Here is a 14403-nt window from a genome sequence, read left to right as displayed (position 1 = left end):
CCATGGCTGAAATCGTTCTCGACAAGGTTTCCAAGCGCTACCCCGACGGCGCGCTCGCGGTGTCCGAAGTGGACATCACGATCGCCGACGGCGAGTTCATCATCCTGGTCGGCCCGTCCGGCTGCGGGAAGTCGACCACGCTGAACATGGTCGCCGGGCTGGAGGACATCTCCTCGGGCGAACTGCGCATCGACGGCAAGCGGGTCAACGAAAAGGCCCCGAAGGACCGGGACATCGCGATGGTGTTCCAGTCGTACGCGCTGTACCCGCACATGAGCGTGCGGGAAAACATGGCGTTCCCGCTGCGGCTGGCCAAAGTGGACGACAAGATCGTCCGGTCCAAAGTGGAGGAAGCGGCGACGATCCTCGACCTGACCCAGCATCTCGACCGCAAACCGGCCAACCTGTCCGGCGGGCAGCGGCAGCGGGTGGCGATGGGCCGGGCGATCGTCCGCAACCCCAAGGCGTTCCTGATGGACGAGCCACTGTCCAACTTGGACGCGAAACTGCGCGGCCAGATGCGTACCTCGGTGTCCAAGATTCAGAAGCAGCTGGGCACGACCACGCTGTACGTCACGCACGACCAGACCGAGGCGATGACCCTCGGCGACCGCGTCGTGGTGCTGCGGGCCGGGTACGTGCAGCAGATCGGTTCGCCGCAGTTCCTGTACGACAACCCGGCGAACCTGTTCGTGGCCGGATTCATCGGCTCGCCGTCGATGAACTTCGTCCCCGCGACGCTCGAAAACGGGGAGCTCCGCAGTTCGCTGGGCACCACCCCGCTCACCGACCGGATCCGCCGGATGGCCGAAGCGGCGGACGCCCCGCGCGAGGTGATCATGGGCATCCGCCCGGAGCACTTCGAGGACGCCGCACTGGCCGAATCGGGCCGGGAGAGCGCGACCTTCACCGCGCACGTGGACGTGCTGGAGTCGATGGGTTCGGAGAAGTTCGCGCACTTCACCGTGGACGGCGGGGTCGCCAGCTCGGCCGACCTGGCGGAACTGGCCGCGGACAGCGGTTCGGCCGACGTCCCCGGTGCGGAATCGCTGATCGTGGCCCGGCTGTCGGCCGAATCGGCCGCCGCGGAGAACCAGGACCTGCGGATCTCGTTCGACGCGGACAAGGTGAAGCTCTTCGACCCGTCCAACGGGCGAAACCTCACCTACTCCGACTGAGCTGACGGTCTGTGAAGGGCTCCTCGCGAGCCCTTCACGGACGCTCAGGGGATTCGCGAGAAGACCGTCGCAGCAGCGGTGCGTGCGGCCGGGCAAGCCGCCTCGCCGCCCGCACCGCTGGTGTCGACCACGCTCACCGTCGCCTGCTCGGCGCGTCCCGGGGTGGCCGGGGAGGGCTGCACCGTCCGGACCCGGCAGAACGCCCCGTCGGCGGCCACCCGCGCCATCCGGTTGCCGAGCGTTTCCGACGGCCCCGCCGGAGCTTGGCGCACCACCGCGAACTCCAGGCTCACCTTGTCGAGAATGCAGGAATGCCCGGCGATCCCGGCCGTCGCGTCGCCGCCCTGCGCCCCGGACGCGCCGAGGATCGCGCAGGAATCCACCCGCCCCCAGGACCGGTCCGGCAACTGCGGATGCCGCACCCGATTGCCGGTCACCGCGTCGAGCACCCCGCCGACGACGTCGTCCGCCGCGGCGCACCGGTCCTCCGCACTGCCGCGATCGTCCCCGTCGGTGATCGAAACGGCCAGCCGGACCCCGTCGGCGAACGTGATCGCCCGCCCGCACGACCGTTCGGGCACGAAACCGGCCTGCTGAACGGAAACCCCGTCCGGCACCTTGCCCGCGTAGTCGTAAGCCTTGATGTTGGGATCGCGATCGGCGGCAAGCGGCCCGACAGTGACCGTGCGGGGCCGCCCGGCCTGGACGAAGTCCGCCTGGCACGCGGTGAACGAGGAATCGGGCGTGTCGGCGGTGGTGTTCTTGAGCCGCTTCGGGTCGAGGAGGCTGCAGTAATCGAGCGTGGCGAAGTCCCCGAGCGCCGCGATCGCGGTGAGCGGCACCGGCGTGGACTGCGCCTGCTCCGCCGGGGCGGACTCCGCGGAACATCCGACGCTCGCGGCGAGAAGCACCGAACAGCCGACCGCGAGGACTCCGAGTGGGTTACGCACGGGGTGCAGTATCACCGTGAGTGGCGAAAAATCCAGCCCCCGCCGGGAAATCCCACAATTCGCTGAGTCATCATCGCTGGTCGGGGAGTTTTTGACGGGCACATGGGGAGCGGGCTTCGCCGGGCAGTCGTGGCGGTTTGGTTCGTGGGTTGTCGGCGAGCCCGGGTTGGGCGGTCGGTGGGGAGCCTGGGCCGGGCGAGTGCGGGGATTGCTGGTGAGCGCCTGGATTGGTCTGGGTGTGCAGGTTGTCGGTGGCATCCGGGTGAGGCGGGTCGGTGGGAGCCCGGGCCGGGCGGGCGTGGGGCTTGCTGGCGAGTGCCCGGATTGGTCTGGTGTGCGAGTTGCTGGCGGGCACCTGGGTCGGTGGGTGCGTGGGCGGTTGATGGGAGCCCCGGTCGGGCGTGCGTTGCTGGTGGGCAACTGGATTGGTCTGGGGCATGGGTTGCCGGTGGGCGATCAGTGGGAGCCGAGGCCGGGCGGGCGCGTCGGGCTGTGGCGGCCAGGGCGGCTTGTCCGCCGAACCGAGCGAGAATCTGCCGCAGCCGCAGCCGCAGTGATCGAGCGAGGCGGGCCGCGTTTCCGCCGCACGAAGACAATGGCAAGCTTCCGCGGTGCCTGAACAACCCAGCGACCTAGATCAGCCGACCCACGTCAAGGTCGTGTTCGAACTCCCCTCCGACGGCGAGGATTGGCCGCCGTTCAGCCGTGAAGGGCTGTGGGCGGTTCCGCTGGACCGGCCGGACCACGTGCGGCTGGACAACGTCCCGTGGTTCGCCCGCGACGCGGCCGAGGGCGACGTCTTCCGTGTCGAGCCGGACGCGGACGGGGTGCTGCGGCCCGTCGAACGGGTGGAGTGGTCGGGGAACTGCACCATCCGGATGATCGTCTGGCCGGACGGCCCGTTCGCGGGCGATTTGGGCCGCGTGCTCGACCGCTTCGCGCCGTTCGGTTTCGAGGGCGAACGGTTCGACCAATTCGGCATGGTCGGGTTCACCGTCCCGCCGGAAGCCGATCTCGTCGCGGCGAAGCGGGTGCTCAACGCGGGCCGGGCAGACGGTTCGTGGGCTTACGAGGAAGGCTGCGTCAGCCGGGAATGGCAAGCCGCCGGGTAGCGGTCGGCCAGCCCGTTGAGCTGCGAGTCCCCGCCCCGACCCCGATTCCTCCCCCGTACCGGGCCCCATCCCCTTAGGGGTCCGGATCGTCCCGCGGAGCGATGTATCCCAGCGCCGGTCGTGGTGACATAGAGGTACGAACCCAAACGGGAGGGGAACACGATGACCGCACCTGTCACCCACCGGCTGAGCCGGCCGCGAGAGGGGCGCATGATCGGCGGCGTTTGCGCCGGGCTGGCCCGTCGCTTCGGGACCACGCCGGGCAAGATCCGGGTGCTCGCGCTGGTCTCGTGCCTGCTGCCGGGGCCGCAGTTCATCGGATATCTGATCCTGTGGGCCATCATCCCCAGCGACTGACCCGCCGAGCGAACTGTCTGAAGGGGCGGCCGCCCGCGACGCTCGATCGGCGCGGACGGGCTGCGCAAGCCATCGAGATCGATCGGCCCAGACGCGCCGCGCAAGCCATCGAGATCGATCGGCCCAGACGCGCCGCGCAAGCCATCGAGATCGATCGGCCCAGACGCGCCGCGCAAGCCATCGAGATCGATCGGCCCGGACGGGCCGCGCAAAGCCATTGAGATCGATCGGCCCTCTCCCGCCACCAAACGGGAGGGGGCCAGTCTCATTTCCGCTCGGCGGAAAACCGCTCCCAGGCCGACTGCCGCGTCACGCCCAGCGCCTCGCCGATCCGCGCCCACGCCACCCCGCGCGTCCGCAGCAAATCCACCTGCTCCTGGATCCGCGCGTCCGTCTGCGCGCTCACCTTCGCCATCCGCGGGATGCTCTCCAGGATTTCCTCGTCCGATTTCCGCTCCCACAGCGTCACCTCGGGCGTTCCAGGCTCGTGTTCCCCGGCCAGAATCTGGCCGCACAGCCCGACGCAGCCATCGCAGATGTAGACGCCCGATCCGGCGATCAGTTTGGCCACCTCGTCGGCCGGTTTCAGGCAGAACGAGCAGTACGAAGTCATGAAAACCTCCCAGTGTCAGGACTAGCCTGACACGTCAGGGGAGACCTGACAAGTCACTGCTGGGAGCGCAGCGTTTCGATGACCTCCTCGTCCCAGCGGTGCGTCCGGATCAGCCGGTACCGCTCGCACGCGACCCACAGGTACGCCTCGGCCTCGGTGCGGTCGCCGATCAGGTCGGCTTGCCGGAGCATCGCCACCACCGGCGTGAATTCCTCGTCGAACCACCGTTGCGCGACGGTCGCGCGGTCGGTGAACCGGCCTTCGTCTTGCATGAGCCGGAAACCCCACGCCTCGACGTGTTCGCCGAGTTGCGCGTAGTTCCACGGATCCGTCACCAGCACCGAAGCGCGGGCATGGCCGGACAGCGGGACTCGTTCCAGGAACAGCCGCCGGTAGTCCTTCACGATCAGGTCGCCGCGATACCGGATGCCGCTCGGATTCAGCTTGGTGCGCACGGCAATCACCGAAGCTTCTATTGTGGACAGTCCCTGCGCCAGTGCGACCGAAACCCGGTGGTGGCCATCGATGATGAAGTGCAGTTCGCCGATGCGGTACACCTCGATCGGCGGGATCGCTTCGCCGCGGCGGGCGGCCAGCGCGAGTCGTTCCCAGCGTTGCCGGACCCGGGCGGAAGTGGGACGGAAGCGGCGGTCGAAATCGCGGCTCCGGTCCACGGTGCCGACGATCGAGTCCAAAGTGATCACTCGCGTCCCGATCCGCGCTTCGCTGACGTAACCGAGCGCCTGCACCACTTCGTGGAACGGCAGCATGATGTTGACGTCGTCGGGTTCCCGGCGCAGCCACGTGGAAAGCCGCGACAGCACTTGCCGGCGGCGGGCTCGCAGGAAGTCGTTTTCGGCGTCAGCGCGCGGGAAACCGGTCGGTCGGGTCATCGCGGGAACTCCATCACCTGATAGCCCACCACATTGCGGATCCGGGTATGCCCTGCCACGCGGTCGGGCACCGGTTCGCCGTGCGGATGGATGTGTCCGTGCAGCAGCCATTGCGGCCGCAGGGTTTCGATCGTGCGGTGCAGGCAGGTGAAACCTTGGTGCGGCGGATCTTCGCGGTCGCCGAGATTCCGCGGCGGCGAATGCGTCAGCAGGATGTCGATTCCGTTGCCATCGCGCCATTTCCGCCACCGGAAACGCCGTTCCAGCCGCCGGGCCCGGCGCGCCTGCTGGCGTTGCGTCCATTGATTCGGGCCGTCGCGGTAACGGATGGAACCGCCGAGCCCGGCGATGCGCAGACCGGCGACGTCGACGATCCGGCCGTCGGCGTTGATTCCGCCGGCCGGGCCGGGCCATTCGGTCGGGAAACCGTCCTTCATGGACAGTCCGCCGTAACGGGTGAAGCCGCTCAGGTCCGGATCGTGATTGCCCGGAACGAACACGCACGGCACGTCGAGCATGCCGGCGAGGAACTCGAGATACGCGAACGGCAGATCGCCGGCGGCGACGACGAGGTCGACCCGCAGCGAGCGGACCGCGGAGGTCCACAGCCGCTCGTCGGCCTCGTCGGCCACCACCAGCGCTTTCGGCATGCGCCAAGGTTACGGCGCACGCGGCTTCACTTCATGCCGTGCGCGAACCCGGGGTTGAGCGCGATCATCGCGACGATGCCGACGATCCACACGAGGCAGAGGGCCAGGGCCCAGAACTTGAGGTTGGACAGCAACCGGGACATGACGAGACAAACCTCCTGCAACCGGGGGAAGAAAGGGGGACCGCGAGGGTGGCTACAGCCAGCCGTTCTTCCGGAATATTCGGTACAGCAGCAGACAGATCGCGAGAATGATCGTGACCACGATCGGATAGCCGAACTGCCAATGCAGCTCGGGCATGTAGTCGAAGTTCATGCCGTAGATGCCCGCGACCATCGTGGGCACCGTGATGATCGCCGCCCACGCGGTGATCTTGCGCATGTCGGTGTTCTGCTGCAGCGAGATCTTCGCGACTGTCGCGTCGACCAGGGTGCTGAGCAGTTCGTCGAACGCCGCGACGCGTTCGGACACCGTCGCGAGGTGGTCGGCGACGTCGCGGAAATACGAGCGGACCTCGTCGGGCACCAGCCGCGTGTAGCCCTCGGCGAGCCGCGACACCGGCGTGGCGAGCGGGACCACCGCGCGCCGCAGTTCGAGCACTTCCCGCTTCATCAGGTAGATCTGCTCGGCGCTCACCGACGACCGCGGCGCGAACACCTGCGCCTCGATCTCGTCGATGTCCGCCTCGATCCGGCTGGTGACCTCCAGGTAGTGGTCGACCACGTGGTCGGCGATCGCGTGCACGACCGCCGCCGCGCCGAGGGCGAGCCGCTCCGGGTCGTCGTCGAGGTCACGGCGCAGCCGGGCGAGGCCGGAGTGGTTGCCGTGCCGGACGGTGATCACGAAATCGCGGCCGAGGAACACCATCAGTTCGCCGGTTTCCACGATCTCGTTCGCCGTGGTCGGCGACTGGTGCTCGACGTAGCGGACGGTCTTCAGCACCAGGAACAGCGTGTCGTCGTAGCGTTCCAGCTTCGGCCGCTGATGCGCCTCCAGCGCGTCCTCGACGGCCAGTTCGTGCAGGCCGAAGGTGTCCGCGATGCCCTGGATCTGGTCGGAATCGGGCTCGTGCAGGCCGATCCAGACGAAACCCGCGTGCCGCTTGCGCACCTCGCGGATCGCCTCGGCGTGCGTCCAGCGCCCGGGCAGCCGCTTGCCGTCGACATACACCGCGCAATCGACGACGTACGCCGACAGCGGCACCGGGATCGGCCGGTCGAGATTGGCCTTGGCCCGGTTGTTGCCGCGGCCGCGAAGGCCGCCAAGCGAGGGAATGGCAGGCATGGGTTCTCCTGGGCAGACGTCGTGAAGCACGAAGACGACGGCCAGGCGGACTGCGGAGTCCGTCCGGCGGCACCGTGAGTTCCCGGACGCGGGCCTACCAGGAAGGGGAAAGGCCGACCGGCGGGGCGGGAACGCACGTACTACTAGGGAGCGGACTATCACCACTGCTCATGAGCGGTTCCTCACCTCCTTTCGGCCGGGGCACGCCAGGGCGTGCGAAGTGGCAGGGGTCGCGTTGACGCGCGATCACCGATGGTCGAGGGTACTCCTCACCACGGATACGTGTCGCACCTGGTTCGGCAGGTGTTACCCGGACAGGAGGCGCAAGCGTGCAATTCGGCCGGTATTACGAGGAGTTCGAGGTCGGCGCGGTCTACAAGCACTGGCCCGGCAAGACCGTCACCGAATACGACGACCATCTGTTCTGCCTGATCACGATGAACCACCACCCGCTGCACCTGGACGCGCACTACGCGGGCGAGACGACCGATTTCGGCAAGAACGTCGTGGTCGGCAACTACATCTACTCGCTGCTGCTCGGCATGTCGGTGCCCGACGTGTCCGGGAAGGCCATCGCGAACCTCGAGGTCGAATCGCTCAAGCACGTGAAGCCGACCTTCCACGGCGACACGATTTACGGCGAGACCGAGGTGCTCGACAAGACCCCGTCGAAGTCCAAGGACGACCGGGGAGTGGTGTATGTCGAGACACGGGGGTACAAACAGGACGGCACCATCGTGTGCATTTTCCGGCGCAAAGTGATGGTGCCGAAACGGTCCTACGGCGACACCCGCGGCGGCGAACAGCCCGGCCGCCCGACGCCGCACGAGTGATCGATCCGCCGCGAAGAGGAGCACGGGTGGCCATCGCCCTGGAGAAGATCAAGCAGACGCTGCGCAGGTTCGCCGAGACGGAGGCGCGCGGGGTTTCGCCGCTGTACGACCACCTCGCCACGCACGCGGCCGAGGACGACGACGTCGCCGCGCTCCTGACCGACGCCCGCGGCGGAGAAGCGCGCGGCACCTTGCTGTTCGCCGCCGCGCACCGGCTGGTGCAGGCGGATCCGATTCATCCGCTGTCGCGCTATTACCCGTCGGTCGGCGGTTTCGACGGCGTCGACGGCGAGACGTGGCCGTTGTTCCGCTCGTTCCTGCTGGAGCGCGCGGACCAGGCTCGCGAGATCATCTCGACCCGCTACACGCAGACGAACGAGGTGCGTCGCGCCGCCCTGCTGTACCCGGCGGTCGCGGCGGCGGCGAAGGAAGCGGGCGGCAAGATCGCGCTGCTCGAGGTCGGCTGCAGCGCGGGATTGCTGCTGGGGCTCGACCGGTTCGGTTACCGCTATCAGTGCGACGGTGGCGAGCAGCTCACCGCTGGCCCGGCTAAGGCCGCGGTCGGGCTGCACTGCGCGATCGATGTCGCGGACGGCGCGAAGTTGCCCAAGCTGCCCAAGAAGGTCGCTGTCGCGGCCCGAGCGGGGCTGGACCGGGCTCCGGTGGACCTTTCGGACGAGGACGAGTTGGCGTGGCTGGAGGCGTGCGTCTGGGCCGATCAGGTCGACCGGATCCGGCTGCTGCGCACGGCTGCCGCGGAACAGCGGAAGCACACCCCGGAGCTGATCGCCGGGGACGCGGTGGACGACCTTGCGTCGGCGGCCGCGCGGCTGCCGGAGGAACTGCCGCTGGTGGTGCTGACGAGCCACGCGCTGGCATACGTCTGGGACCGGCGGGCGGACTTCGTGGCCGAACTGGGGCGGCTGTCCTCGACCCGGCCGGTGTGGTGGGTCAGCCAGGAGTTCTACAAGGCTGGGCTGGAAACGGTCTTGCCCGGACGGGACGACCTGTCCTCGGGCGATTCGGCCGACGGCGAGCCCGCGATGGCGGTGCTCGGGCTGACGACCTGGATAAACGGGAAACCCGAGGCCCGCGCGCTGGCCCGGACGGCGCCGCACGGGCAGCGGATGACCTGGCTGCCCTGAGCTGTCTCGTGAGTGGCGATCCCGGTTAGAACCGTGATCGCCACTCACGACCCCCCTCCGCACCCTGCGTAACCTGTGTCACATTCACCCCATCAGTCACAGTGCTCCGAGCTGGTTGCGATGCCCGAACCGATGCGCGTCCGGCGATATCGAATACGCGTTCCGCGCATTTTCCGTGCTCATCGCGGATGCTTGAACGATGGGGAAACTTTCCGACAACTCCGCAATCCGTTCCGAATCGCGGACGCCGTCGTCGGCAATGCGTAAATAACCGCTCTGAGTTACGCGGCGGGCAACTCATTCCAGTCACGCAGGGTTATCAGGAGCTGGTCCACCAGGTGGCCCGCTTCGTCTAAATTGACCAGTTCGGCCGAGTTGACCCACCGCGCGTCGGTGGCGTCGTCGCCCGCGGTGAGGATTCCGCCGGTCCACGTGCATTCGTAGTCGTGGATGTCGTAGACCCCGCGGACGACGGACCCGGCCAATGTGTGCGGTCTCACGTCCAGTCCGGTCTCTTCGCGGAGCTCGCGGACCACCGCTTCGTGGTCCGTTTCGCCCGGTTCCACGCGTCCGCCGGGCAGTGACCACTGGCCTTTCCCTGGATCGTTCGCGCGCCGGATGAGCAGGAGTCTGCCCTGGTCGTCGAACACAATGCCGCCGACGCAGCGTTCGAGATCGTCCATGCCGCGAAGGTAGCCGACCCTGGCCGCGCCCCCTAGCGTTCAGGAACCTGTACACGGAGAGTAGCCGTACGGTACACTTCGAGCGGCTGGCTGACCCATGCGCGGGACTTTCCTCCCGCGTGGGTGGTCAGTGCGGTACAACGTAGAAAGTCAGTTTTCCGGGTGTCATGGAAGAGACGGGATTGATCGCTGTGAACGCGAAGAAGCTTGCGGGACTCGTGGGTATCGCGTTGGTGCTGTTCTTCGTGATCGCCCAGCCGGGACATGCTGCGGGACTTGTCAGCAACATTGTTGAGTTCCTCCGCAGCTCGGCCGAATCGGTGATCACGTTCGTCAGCAACGTCTTCCACTGACGGCAGGGGATACCCTCGGACTATGTTCGCGCCACGCGACCCTGACGAGTACCTCCTCGACACCGAGCGGCGGGTCATCCGGATCCGCCGCCACTGGGCGGTGCTCCTCTGGGACACGTTCGAAGCAGCCGCGCTGCTGATCGTGTGCGTGCTGGTGTCGTATCTGCTGCCGCCCTCGATGTGGGTGGTGCAGAACATCCTCTGGTACGTCGCGCTGGCGGTGGTGCTGCGGTTCGCCTACGTGATCATCGAATGGTGGGTCGAACGGCTGGTCGTCACCGACAAACGGTTCGTGATGACCACCGGCGTCTTCACCACGAAGGTGCTGATGATGCCGATCAGCAAGGTCACCGACCTCACCTACCAGCGTTCGGCCTGGGGCCGGATGCTGGGCTACGGCACGATGGTCGTCGAGTCGGCGGGCCAGATCCAGGCGCTGAACCGGATCGACTACCTGCCGCGGCCCGAGGAGTTCTACGACACGATCTCCGAGCTCGTGTTCGGCGACAAGCAGAAGCAGGCCGAACGGTTCTCGATGATCAAGGCACAGCGCGCGGCGCGGGGCAAGAAGCCGGTCGGCTGACCCCGGGCGCGTCGGCACTGGTCCCGGCGCCGAGGTGACGCAGCGCATCGTCGAGAATAGGTCCGATGCGCATCGACCTGCACGCCCACTCCACGGCCTCCGACGGTACCGACAGCCCTGCCGAGCTCGTCGGCGCTGCCGCGCGTGCCGGTCTCGACGTCGTCGCGATCACCGACCACGACACCACCGCGGGCTGGGAACCGGCCGCCGCCGCCCTGCCCGCCGGGATGACGCTCGTGCCGGGTGCGGAGCTGTCGACGGTCTCGATCGACCCGGACACCGGTTACGAGATCAGCGTGCACCTGCTCGCGTACCTCTTCGATCCGACCGCGCCCGCGATCGTCGCGGAACAGACGCGGCTGCGCGTCGAACGGCGCACCCGGTTGCGGCGGATGGCCGAGCGGATGGCCGCCGACGGCCTCCCGGTCGACGCCGACGAAATCCTGAGCCTGCTGCCCGAGGATTCGCCCGCGGGGCGGCCGCACCTCGCGCAGGCGCTCGTCCGGGCCGGTCTGGTCAGCTCCGTCGACGAGGCTTTCGGCGACTACCTGCACAGCCGCCGCGGCTACTACGTCGCGCGCCGCGACACTCCGGTCGAGGAAGCGATTGACATGGTCACCGCGGCCGGCGGGGTTACCGTGATCGCGCACCCCTTCGCCTTCAGCCGCGGCGCGACGATCAGCGAGGACACCCTGCGCGATCTGACGGCTCGCGGACTGACCGGCGTCGAGGTCAACCATCCCAACCACGATCCGGCGACCCGGGCGCGCACCCGCGAGCTGGCCGACGAGCTGGGCCTGATCCGCACCGGGTCCAGCGACTACCACGGCACGAACAAGACCATCGGGCTCGGCCAGGAAACGACCGAACCGGACCAGCTGGAGGAATTGGTGGGGCGGGCGACCGGCTTCCAAGTGGTGAAGGGCTGAGATGGCCGTCTCGGATTTCTTCGACGCGAAGCTCTTCATGAGCGCGACGATCACCCTCGTCGTGATCATGGACCCGCCGGGCACGGTGCCGGTGTTCCTGAGCCTGGTCGGCCGCAAACCGATGGCCACGCGGGTGAAAGCGGCCCGGCAGGCGGTGCTGGTGTCGCTGCTGGTCATCTCGCTGTTCGCGGTGGCCGGGCAGGCGATCCTGGCGTATCTGGGCATCGGGATCCCCGCGCTTCAGGGTGCGGGCGGGCTGCTGCTGTTGCTGATCGCGTTGCAGCTGCTCACCGGCAATGCGGGCAGTAACGAGCCCGAGGCGGCTGAGGACGTCAACGTCGCCCTCGTTCCCCTTGGCACGCCGCTGCTGGCCGGTCCTGGCGCGATCGCGGCGACCATCGTGTTCGTCCGCCAGGCCGACGGGCATGTCGGCGCGTACATCGCGCTGGCGCTGGCGATCGTGACCGTGCATTTCGTGCTGTACACCTGTATGCGGTTCTCCGGCGTGGTCATCCGGCTGATCAAGGAAAGCGGCATCACGCTCCTGGCGAAGATCGCCGGCCTGCTGCTCGCCGCGATCGCGGTGGAGCTGGTCGCGAATTCGGTGCAGGGCTTCATCGCCGGCGGCTAGCCCGGGCCGGGGTCGCGCCGGGGCCACGCCGGAAAGTGTCGGTGGGGGTGCGTAGCGTGGGCGTCGATGGAAGGGGGCGGCGTGAAAGAACAGATGGGGTTCGACTTCGGCGTCGAGCAACCGCAACGGCTCACCAAGGTGTCGCCGGCGCGGCTGAGCACCTTTGACGATTGCCCGCGCCGGTACCGGCTGGCTTATCTCGACCGGCCGACGCCGCAGCGCACCGGGCCGTGGGCGCACAGCACGCTGGGCGCGGTGGTGCACAACGCCTTGCGGGCGCTTTTCGACCTGCCAGTGGCGAAACGGACGCCGCAGCGCGGGATCGCGCTGGTGTCCGAGCACTGGAAGGACGCCGGTTTCGCGGACGACGACCAAGCCGCGCGCTACCGGGCGCGAGCGAAGGGCTGGGTCGCGGAGTACGTGGAGGACAACGACGTCAGCGACGATCCGGTGGGATTGGAACGCTGGGTCTCCGCCCCGGTCAGCACCACCGGCGGCCGCCCCACGATGATCATCGAAGGCAGAGCCGACCGCATCGACCAGCGCGGCGGCGAACTGGTGATCGTTGACTACAAAACCGGCCGCCGAGCACCCGACGAACACGAGGCCCGCGCGTCCCAAGCTTTGGCGATGTACGCCGTAGCCGCGACGCGCACTTTGCGCATGCCGTGCACGAAGGTCGAGTTGCACCATTTGCCGTCCGGCACGATCGCCGCGGCGGAACACACGCCGGAAACCTTGAAGCGGCACTTGGAACGCGCCGAGGAGACCGCCGGAGATTTGCGGTTGGCAGCGGATACCCTGGACGCGGGCGGTGATGGAGACACGCTGTTCCCCGCCCGCCCCGACCGCCGCTGCGCATGGTGCGACTTCCGCCCGAGCTGCGTGGCGGGACAGCAGACCGCTCCTGCCGCGCAGCCGTGGGATTTGCTTGCGCCGTAGGGATTTCCCGAGACGTGGATGGGACCCGAGGAACGTGGCGTCACCGGAGATGGAGAAAACGGCTCGCCGTGCGGCTAGTGCGCGGGGCCGCGGTGCTGCTGGTGGCGGGTCGGGGATTCGCGGGGTAGCGAGGAAGGATTTTGCTGCTGTGACAACGGATCTTGCCGCTGAGCAGGGCGGGATTCGCGACGGACGTCGTGCTGAGGACGCCGATGCGCACGCGGGAAACGGCCGTGCGGACAGCGATGGCTCGGATGCGCGCAACACCGCGAGCCTGAACGGAGACGGTGCCGTTGCGCGCGGTGGCGCGACCTCGGACGGCGGCCGTGCGAGCGAGGACTGCGCTGGGGCTGGTTCTGCGGTGGAGAAGCGCGCGGCAGTGGCGTCGCGAGGGTTTTCGCGGGAGGACAACGCTACGGTGCTCGATGGTGCAGAAGCCGCGCATGACCCGAGGGTGGGTCACTCTGCGGTTGTGCATGACCCGCCTGCGGTCGAAGGTCTCGCGCACGGTGAGAACGCGGTTATCCATGACTCAGCATCGGCCAACAGCACCGAGCCGGGTGGCGCGGCTGCTGGTCGCGTCGACAGCGCGAGCAGGAATGATGGCGCGACTTTAAACGGCGAGGCGGTGGAAGATCGCTTGACTGCCGGTCGCGGCGAGGCGCTGCGCGAGGCGGGCAGTCGTGTGGCGGCGGGGCGCGCTCCTGTGGTTATGCATGATCCGGCGGCAAACGGGCGCGTCGTGAGCGATGGTGCAGAGGTTGGCTATCACTCGACGTCGAGTGATGCCGCGGTTATGCATGACTCGGCGTCGGCCGGTAATGCCGAGGTGGGTGCCGCTGCGGTTATGCATGATTCGGCGTCGGCCAACAGCACCGACGTGAGCCGCGCGGCTGCGGTTATCCATGAAACACCCGAGCAAGGCAGCGCAACCGGCGGCCGCGAAGCGTCAACGGCACCCGCGCACATCGAACCATCCGCGAGGCCCAAACCCCGTGGAAGGTGGTGGCGAGGGTTCACCGGTTCGGTCGCCGCTGGAATGGCAGTCCTGGCCGTCGGGGTGCTGGTCGTCGGCGTGTTGTGTCTCGTGAACGGCGCGTCCGGGCCGGGAGTGCTCAAGCTCGTCGGGCATCCGGTGGCAGCGGTGATTGTGCTTGCGCTGCAACGGATCGCCGACCGCCGGGTCGGGAAGGTGGCGGCGTTGGCGGGGGCTGGGGTGCTGGTCGTCGCGGGGGTGGCGTTCGGCGTGTTGTGGTGGTTTTGAGGC

General features: G+C 68.1%; 17 protein-coding genes. 11 read left to right on the top strand and 6 right to left on the bottom strand.

All coding sequences use genetic code 11. The features are described from left to right. Nucleotides 1–2 precede the first annotated feature (2 nt). Nucleotides 3–1178 carry an ABC transporter ATP-binding protein gene (locus AB5I40_RS21230; RefSeq protein ID WP_370940261.1) on the top strand — a complete coding sequence of 392 codons (1176 nt, stop codon included), beginning with the start codon at nt 3–5 and terminating at the stop codon, nt 1176–1178. 44 nt (nt 1179–1222) lie between these two features. Here AB5I40_RS21230 and AB5I40_RS21225 read toward each other — a convergent pair whose 3' ends face one another. Then, nucleotides 1223–2128, bottom strand: a complete 906-nt coding sequence (locus AB5I40_RS21225; RefSeq protein ID WP_370940260.1) for a hypothetical protein — start codon at nt 2126–2128, stop codon at nt 1223–1225. Between the two features lie 611 nt (nt 2129–2739). On the opposite strand from AB5I40_RS21225, the gene AB5I40_RS21220 reads away from it, so the two are divergent. Together AB5I40_RS21220 and AB5I40_RS21215 are read left to right on the top strand one after the other, a co-directional pair. Further along, on the top strand, nt 2740–3240 hold the full coding sequence (locus AB5I40_RS21220; protein WP_370940259.1) for a DUF4265 domain-containing protein: 501 nt from the start codon (nt 2740–2742) through the stop codon (nt 3238–3240). A 162-nt stretch (nt 3241–3402) separates the two neighbouring features. Further along, nucleotides 3403–3597 (top strand): PspC domain-containing protein, encoded by a 195-nt coding sequence (locus AB5I40_RS21215; RefSeq protein WP_344288589.1) that lies wholly within the window; start codon nt 3403–3405, stop codon nt 3595–3597. Between the two features lie 265 nt (nt 3598–3862). Here AB5I40_RS21215 and AB5I40_RS21210 read toward each other — a convergent pair whose 3' ends face one another. From AB5I40_RS21210 to corA, 4 genes are all read right to left on the bottom strand, one after another. Next, nucleotides 3863–4210 (bottom strand): ClpX C4-type zinc finger protein, encoded by a 348-nt coding sequence (locus AB5I40_RS21210; protein ID WP_370940258.1) that lies wholly within the window; start codon nt 4208–4210, stop codon nt 3863–3865. A 53-nt stretch (nt 4211–4263) separates the two neighbouring features. Next, the gene (locus AB5I40_RS21205; RefSeq protein WP_370940257.1) at nt 4264–5103 is read right to left on the bottom strand and encodes a chromosome partitioning protein ParB; all 840 of its coding nucleotides are present in this window, start codon (nt 5101–5103) and stop codon (nt 4264–4266) included. Continuing rightward, complete coding sequence (locus tag AB5I40_RS21200; RefSeq protein WP_370940256.1) at nt 5100–5753, bottom strand: metallophosphoesterase; 654 nt, start codon at nt 5751–5753, stop codon at nt 5100–5102. The genes AB5I40_RS21205 and AB5I40_RS21200 overlap by 4 nt, the downstream gene beginning before the upstream one ends. Nucleotides 5754–5948: 195 nt before the next feature. Then, the gene (gene corA, locus AB5I40_RS21195) at nt 5949–7037 is read right to left on the bottom strand and encodes a magnesium/cobalt transporter CorA (RefSeq protein WP_037815877.1); all 1089 of its coding nucleotides are present in this window, start codon (nt 7035–7037) and stop codon (nt 5949–5951) included. 329 nt (nt 7038–7366) lie between these two features. Here corA and AB5I40_RS21190 point away from each other — a divergent pair, with 329 nt between their 5' ends. Together AB5I40_RS21190 and AB5I40_RS21185 are read left to right on the top strand one after the other, a co-directional pair. Beyond that, nucleotides 7367–7870 (top strand): MaoC family dehydratase, encoded by a 504-nt coding sequence (locus AB5I40_RS21190; RefSeq protein WP_037815874.1) that lies wholly within the window; start codon nt 7367–7369, stop codon nt 7868–7870. Nucleotides 7871–7902: 32 nt separating this feature from the next. Further along, complete coding sequence (locus AB5I40_RS21185; protein WP_370940564.1) at nt 7903–9015, top strand: DUF2332 domain-containing protein; 1113 nt, start codon at nt 7903–7905, stop codon at nt 9013–9015. A gap of 281 nt (nt 9016–9296) precedes the next feature. Here AB5I40_RS21185 and AB5I40_RS21180 read toward each other — a convergent pair whose 3' ends face one another. Continuing rightward, nucleotides 9297–9698: an NUDIX hydrolase gene (locus tag AB5I40_RS21180; RefSeq protein ID WP_370940255.1), complete on the bottom strand. Its 402-nt coding sequence runs from the start codon at nt 9696–9698 to the stop codon at nt 9297–9299. 167 nt (nt 9699–9865) lie between these two features. On the opposite strand from AB5I40_RS21180, the gene AB5I40_RS21175 reads away from it, so the two are divergent. The 6 genes from AB5I40_RS21175 to AB5I40_RS21150 all read left to right on the top strand — a co-directional run bounded on the left by AB5I40_RS21175 (nt 9866) and on the right by AB5I40_RS21150 (nt 14400). Continuing rightward, nucleotides 9866–10051 carry a hypothetical protein gene (locus tag AB5I40_RS21175; protein WP_009072958.1) on the top strand — a complete coding sequence of 62 codons (186 nt, stop codon included), beginning with the start codon at nt 9866–9868 and terminating at the stop codon, nt 10049–10051. Nucleotides 10052–10073: 22 nt separating this feature from the next. Further along, nucleotides 10074–10634, top strand: a complete 561-nt coding sequence (locus AB5I40_RS21170) for a PH domain-containing protein (RefSeq protein ID WP_009072960.1) — start codon at nt 10074–10076, stop codon at nt 10632–10634. Nucleotides 10635–10699: 65 nt separating this feature from the next. Then, nucleotides 10700–11563 (top strand): PHP domain-containing protein, encoded by an 864-nt coding sequence (locus AB5I40_RS21165; protein WP_370940254.1) that lies wholly within the window; start codon nt 10700–10702, stop codon nt 11561–11563. Nucleotide 11564: 1 nt separating this feature from the next. Beyond that, a complete protein-coding gene (locus AB5I40_RS21160; RefSeq protein WP_370940253.1) occupies nt 11565–12194 on the top strand; it encodes a MarC family protein in 630 nt (209 codons plus the stop codon). A gap of 93 nt (nt 12195–12287) precedes the next feature. Further along, a complete protein-coding gene (locus tag AB5I40_RS21155; protein ID WP_182894660.1) occupies nt 12288–13136 on the top strand; it encodes a PD-(D/E)XK nuclease family protein in 849 nt (282 codons plus the stop codon). 148 nt (nt 13137–13284) lie between these two features. After that, on the top strand, nt 13285–14400 hold the full coding sequence (locus tag AB5I40_RS21150) for a hypothetical protein (RefSeq protein WP_370940252.1): 1116 nt from the start codon (nt 13285–13287) through the stop codon (nt 14398–14400). Nucleotides 14401–14403: the final 3 nt, after the last annotated feature.

Origin of the sequence: Amycolatopsis sp. cg13, from assembly GCF_041346965.1 — a bacterium.
Classification (GTDB): Bacteria; Actinomycetota; Actinomycetes; order Mycobacteriales; family Pseudonocardiaceae; genus Amycolatopsis.
Note: the sequence above shows the minus strand (reverse complement) of the source record. Positions and strands in the feature narration are given on the sequence as shown.

Bases quoted from the DNA above. Each gene is read 5' to 3' on its own strand.
- AB5I40_RS21230 (WP_370940261.1), top strand. From the start codon at position 3: ATGGCTGAAATCGTTCTCGACAAGGTTTCCAAGCGCTACCCCGACGGC.
- AB5I40_RS21215 (WP_344288589.1), top strand. From the start codon at position 3,403: ATGACCGCACCTGTCACCCACCGGCTGAGCCGGCCGCGAGAGGGGCGC.
- AB5I40_RS21210 (WP_370940258.1), bottom strand. From the start codon at position 4,210: ATGACTTCGTACTGCTCGTTCTGCCTGAAACCGGCCGACGAGGTGGCC.
- AB5I40_RS21205 (WP_370940257.1), bottom strand. From the start codon at position 5,103: ATGACCCGACCGACCGGTTTCCCGCGCGCTGACGCCGAAAACGACTTC.
- AB5I40_RS21200 (WP_370940256.1), bottom strand. From the start codon at position 5,753: ATGCCGAAAGCGCTGGTGGTGGCCGACGAGGCCGACGAGCGGCTGTGG.
- corA (WP_037815877.1), bottom strand. From the start codon at position 7,037: ATGCCTGCCATTCCCTCGCTTGGCGGCCTTCGCGGCCGCGGCAACAAC.
- AB5I40_RS21180 (WP_370940255.1), bottom strand. From the start codon at position 9,698: ATGGACGATCTCGAACGCTGCGTCGGCGGCATTGTGTTCGACGACCAG.
- AB5I40_RS21175 (WP_009072958.1), top strand. From the start codon at position 9,866: ATGGAAGAGACGGGATTGATCGCTGTGAACGCGAAGAAGCTTGCGGGA.
- AB5I40_RS21170 (WP_009072960.1), top strand. From the start codon at position 10,074: ATGTTCGCGCCACGCGACCCTGACGAGTACCTCCTCGACACCGAGCGG.
- AB5I40_RS21165 (WP_370940254.1), top strand. From the start codon at position 10,700: ATGCGCATCGACCTGCACGCCCACTCCACGGCCTCCGACGGTACCGAC.
- AB5I40_RS21160 (WP_370940253.1), top strand. From the start codon at position 11,565: ATGGCCGTCTCGGATTTCTTCGACGCGAAGCTCTTCATGAGCGCGACG.
- AB5I40_RS21155 (WP_182894660.1), top strand. From the start codon at position 12,288: ATGGGGTTCGACTTCGGCGTCGAGCAACCGCAACGGCTCACCAAGGTG.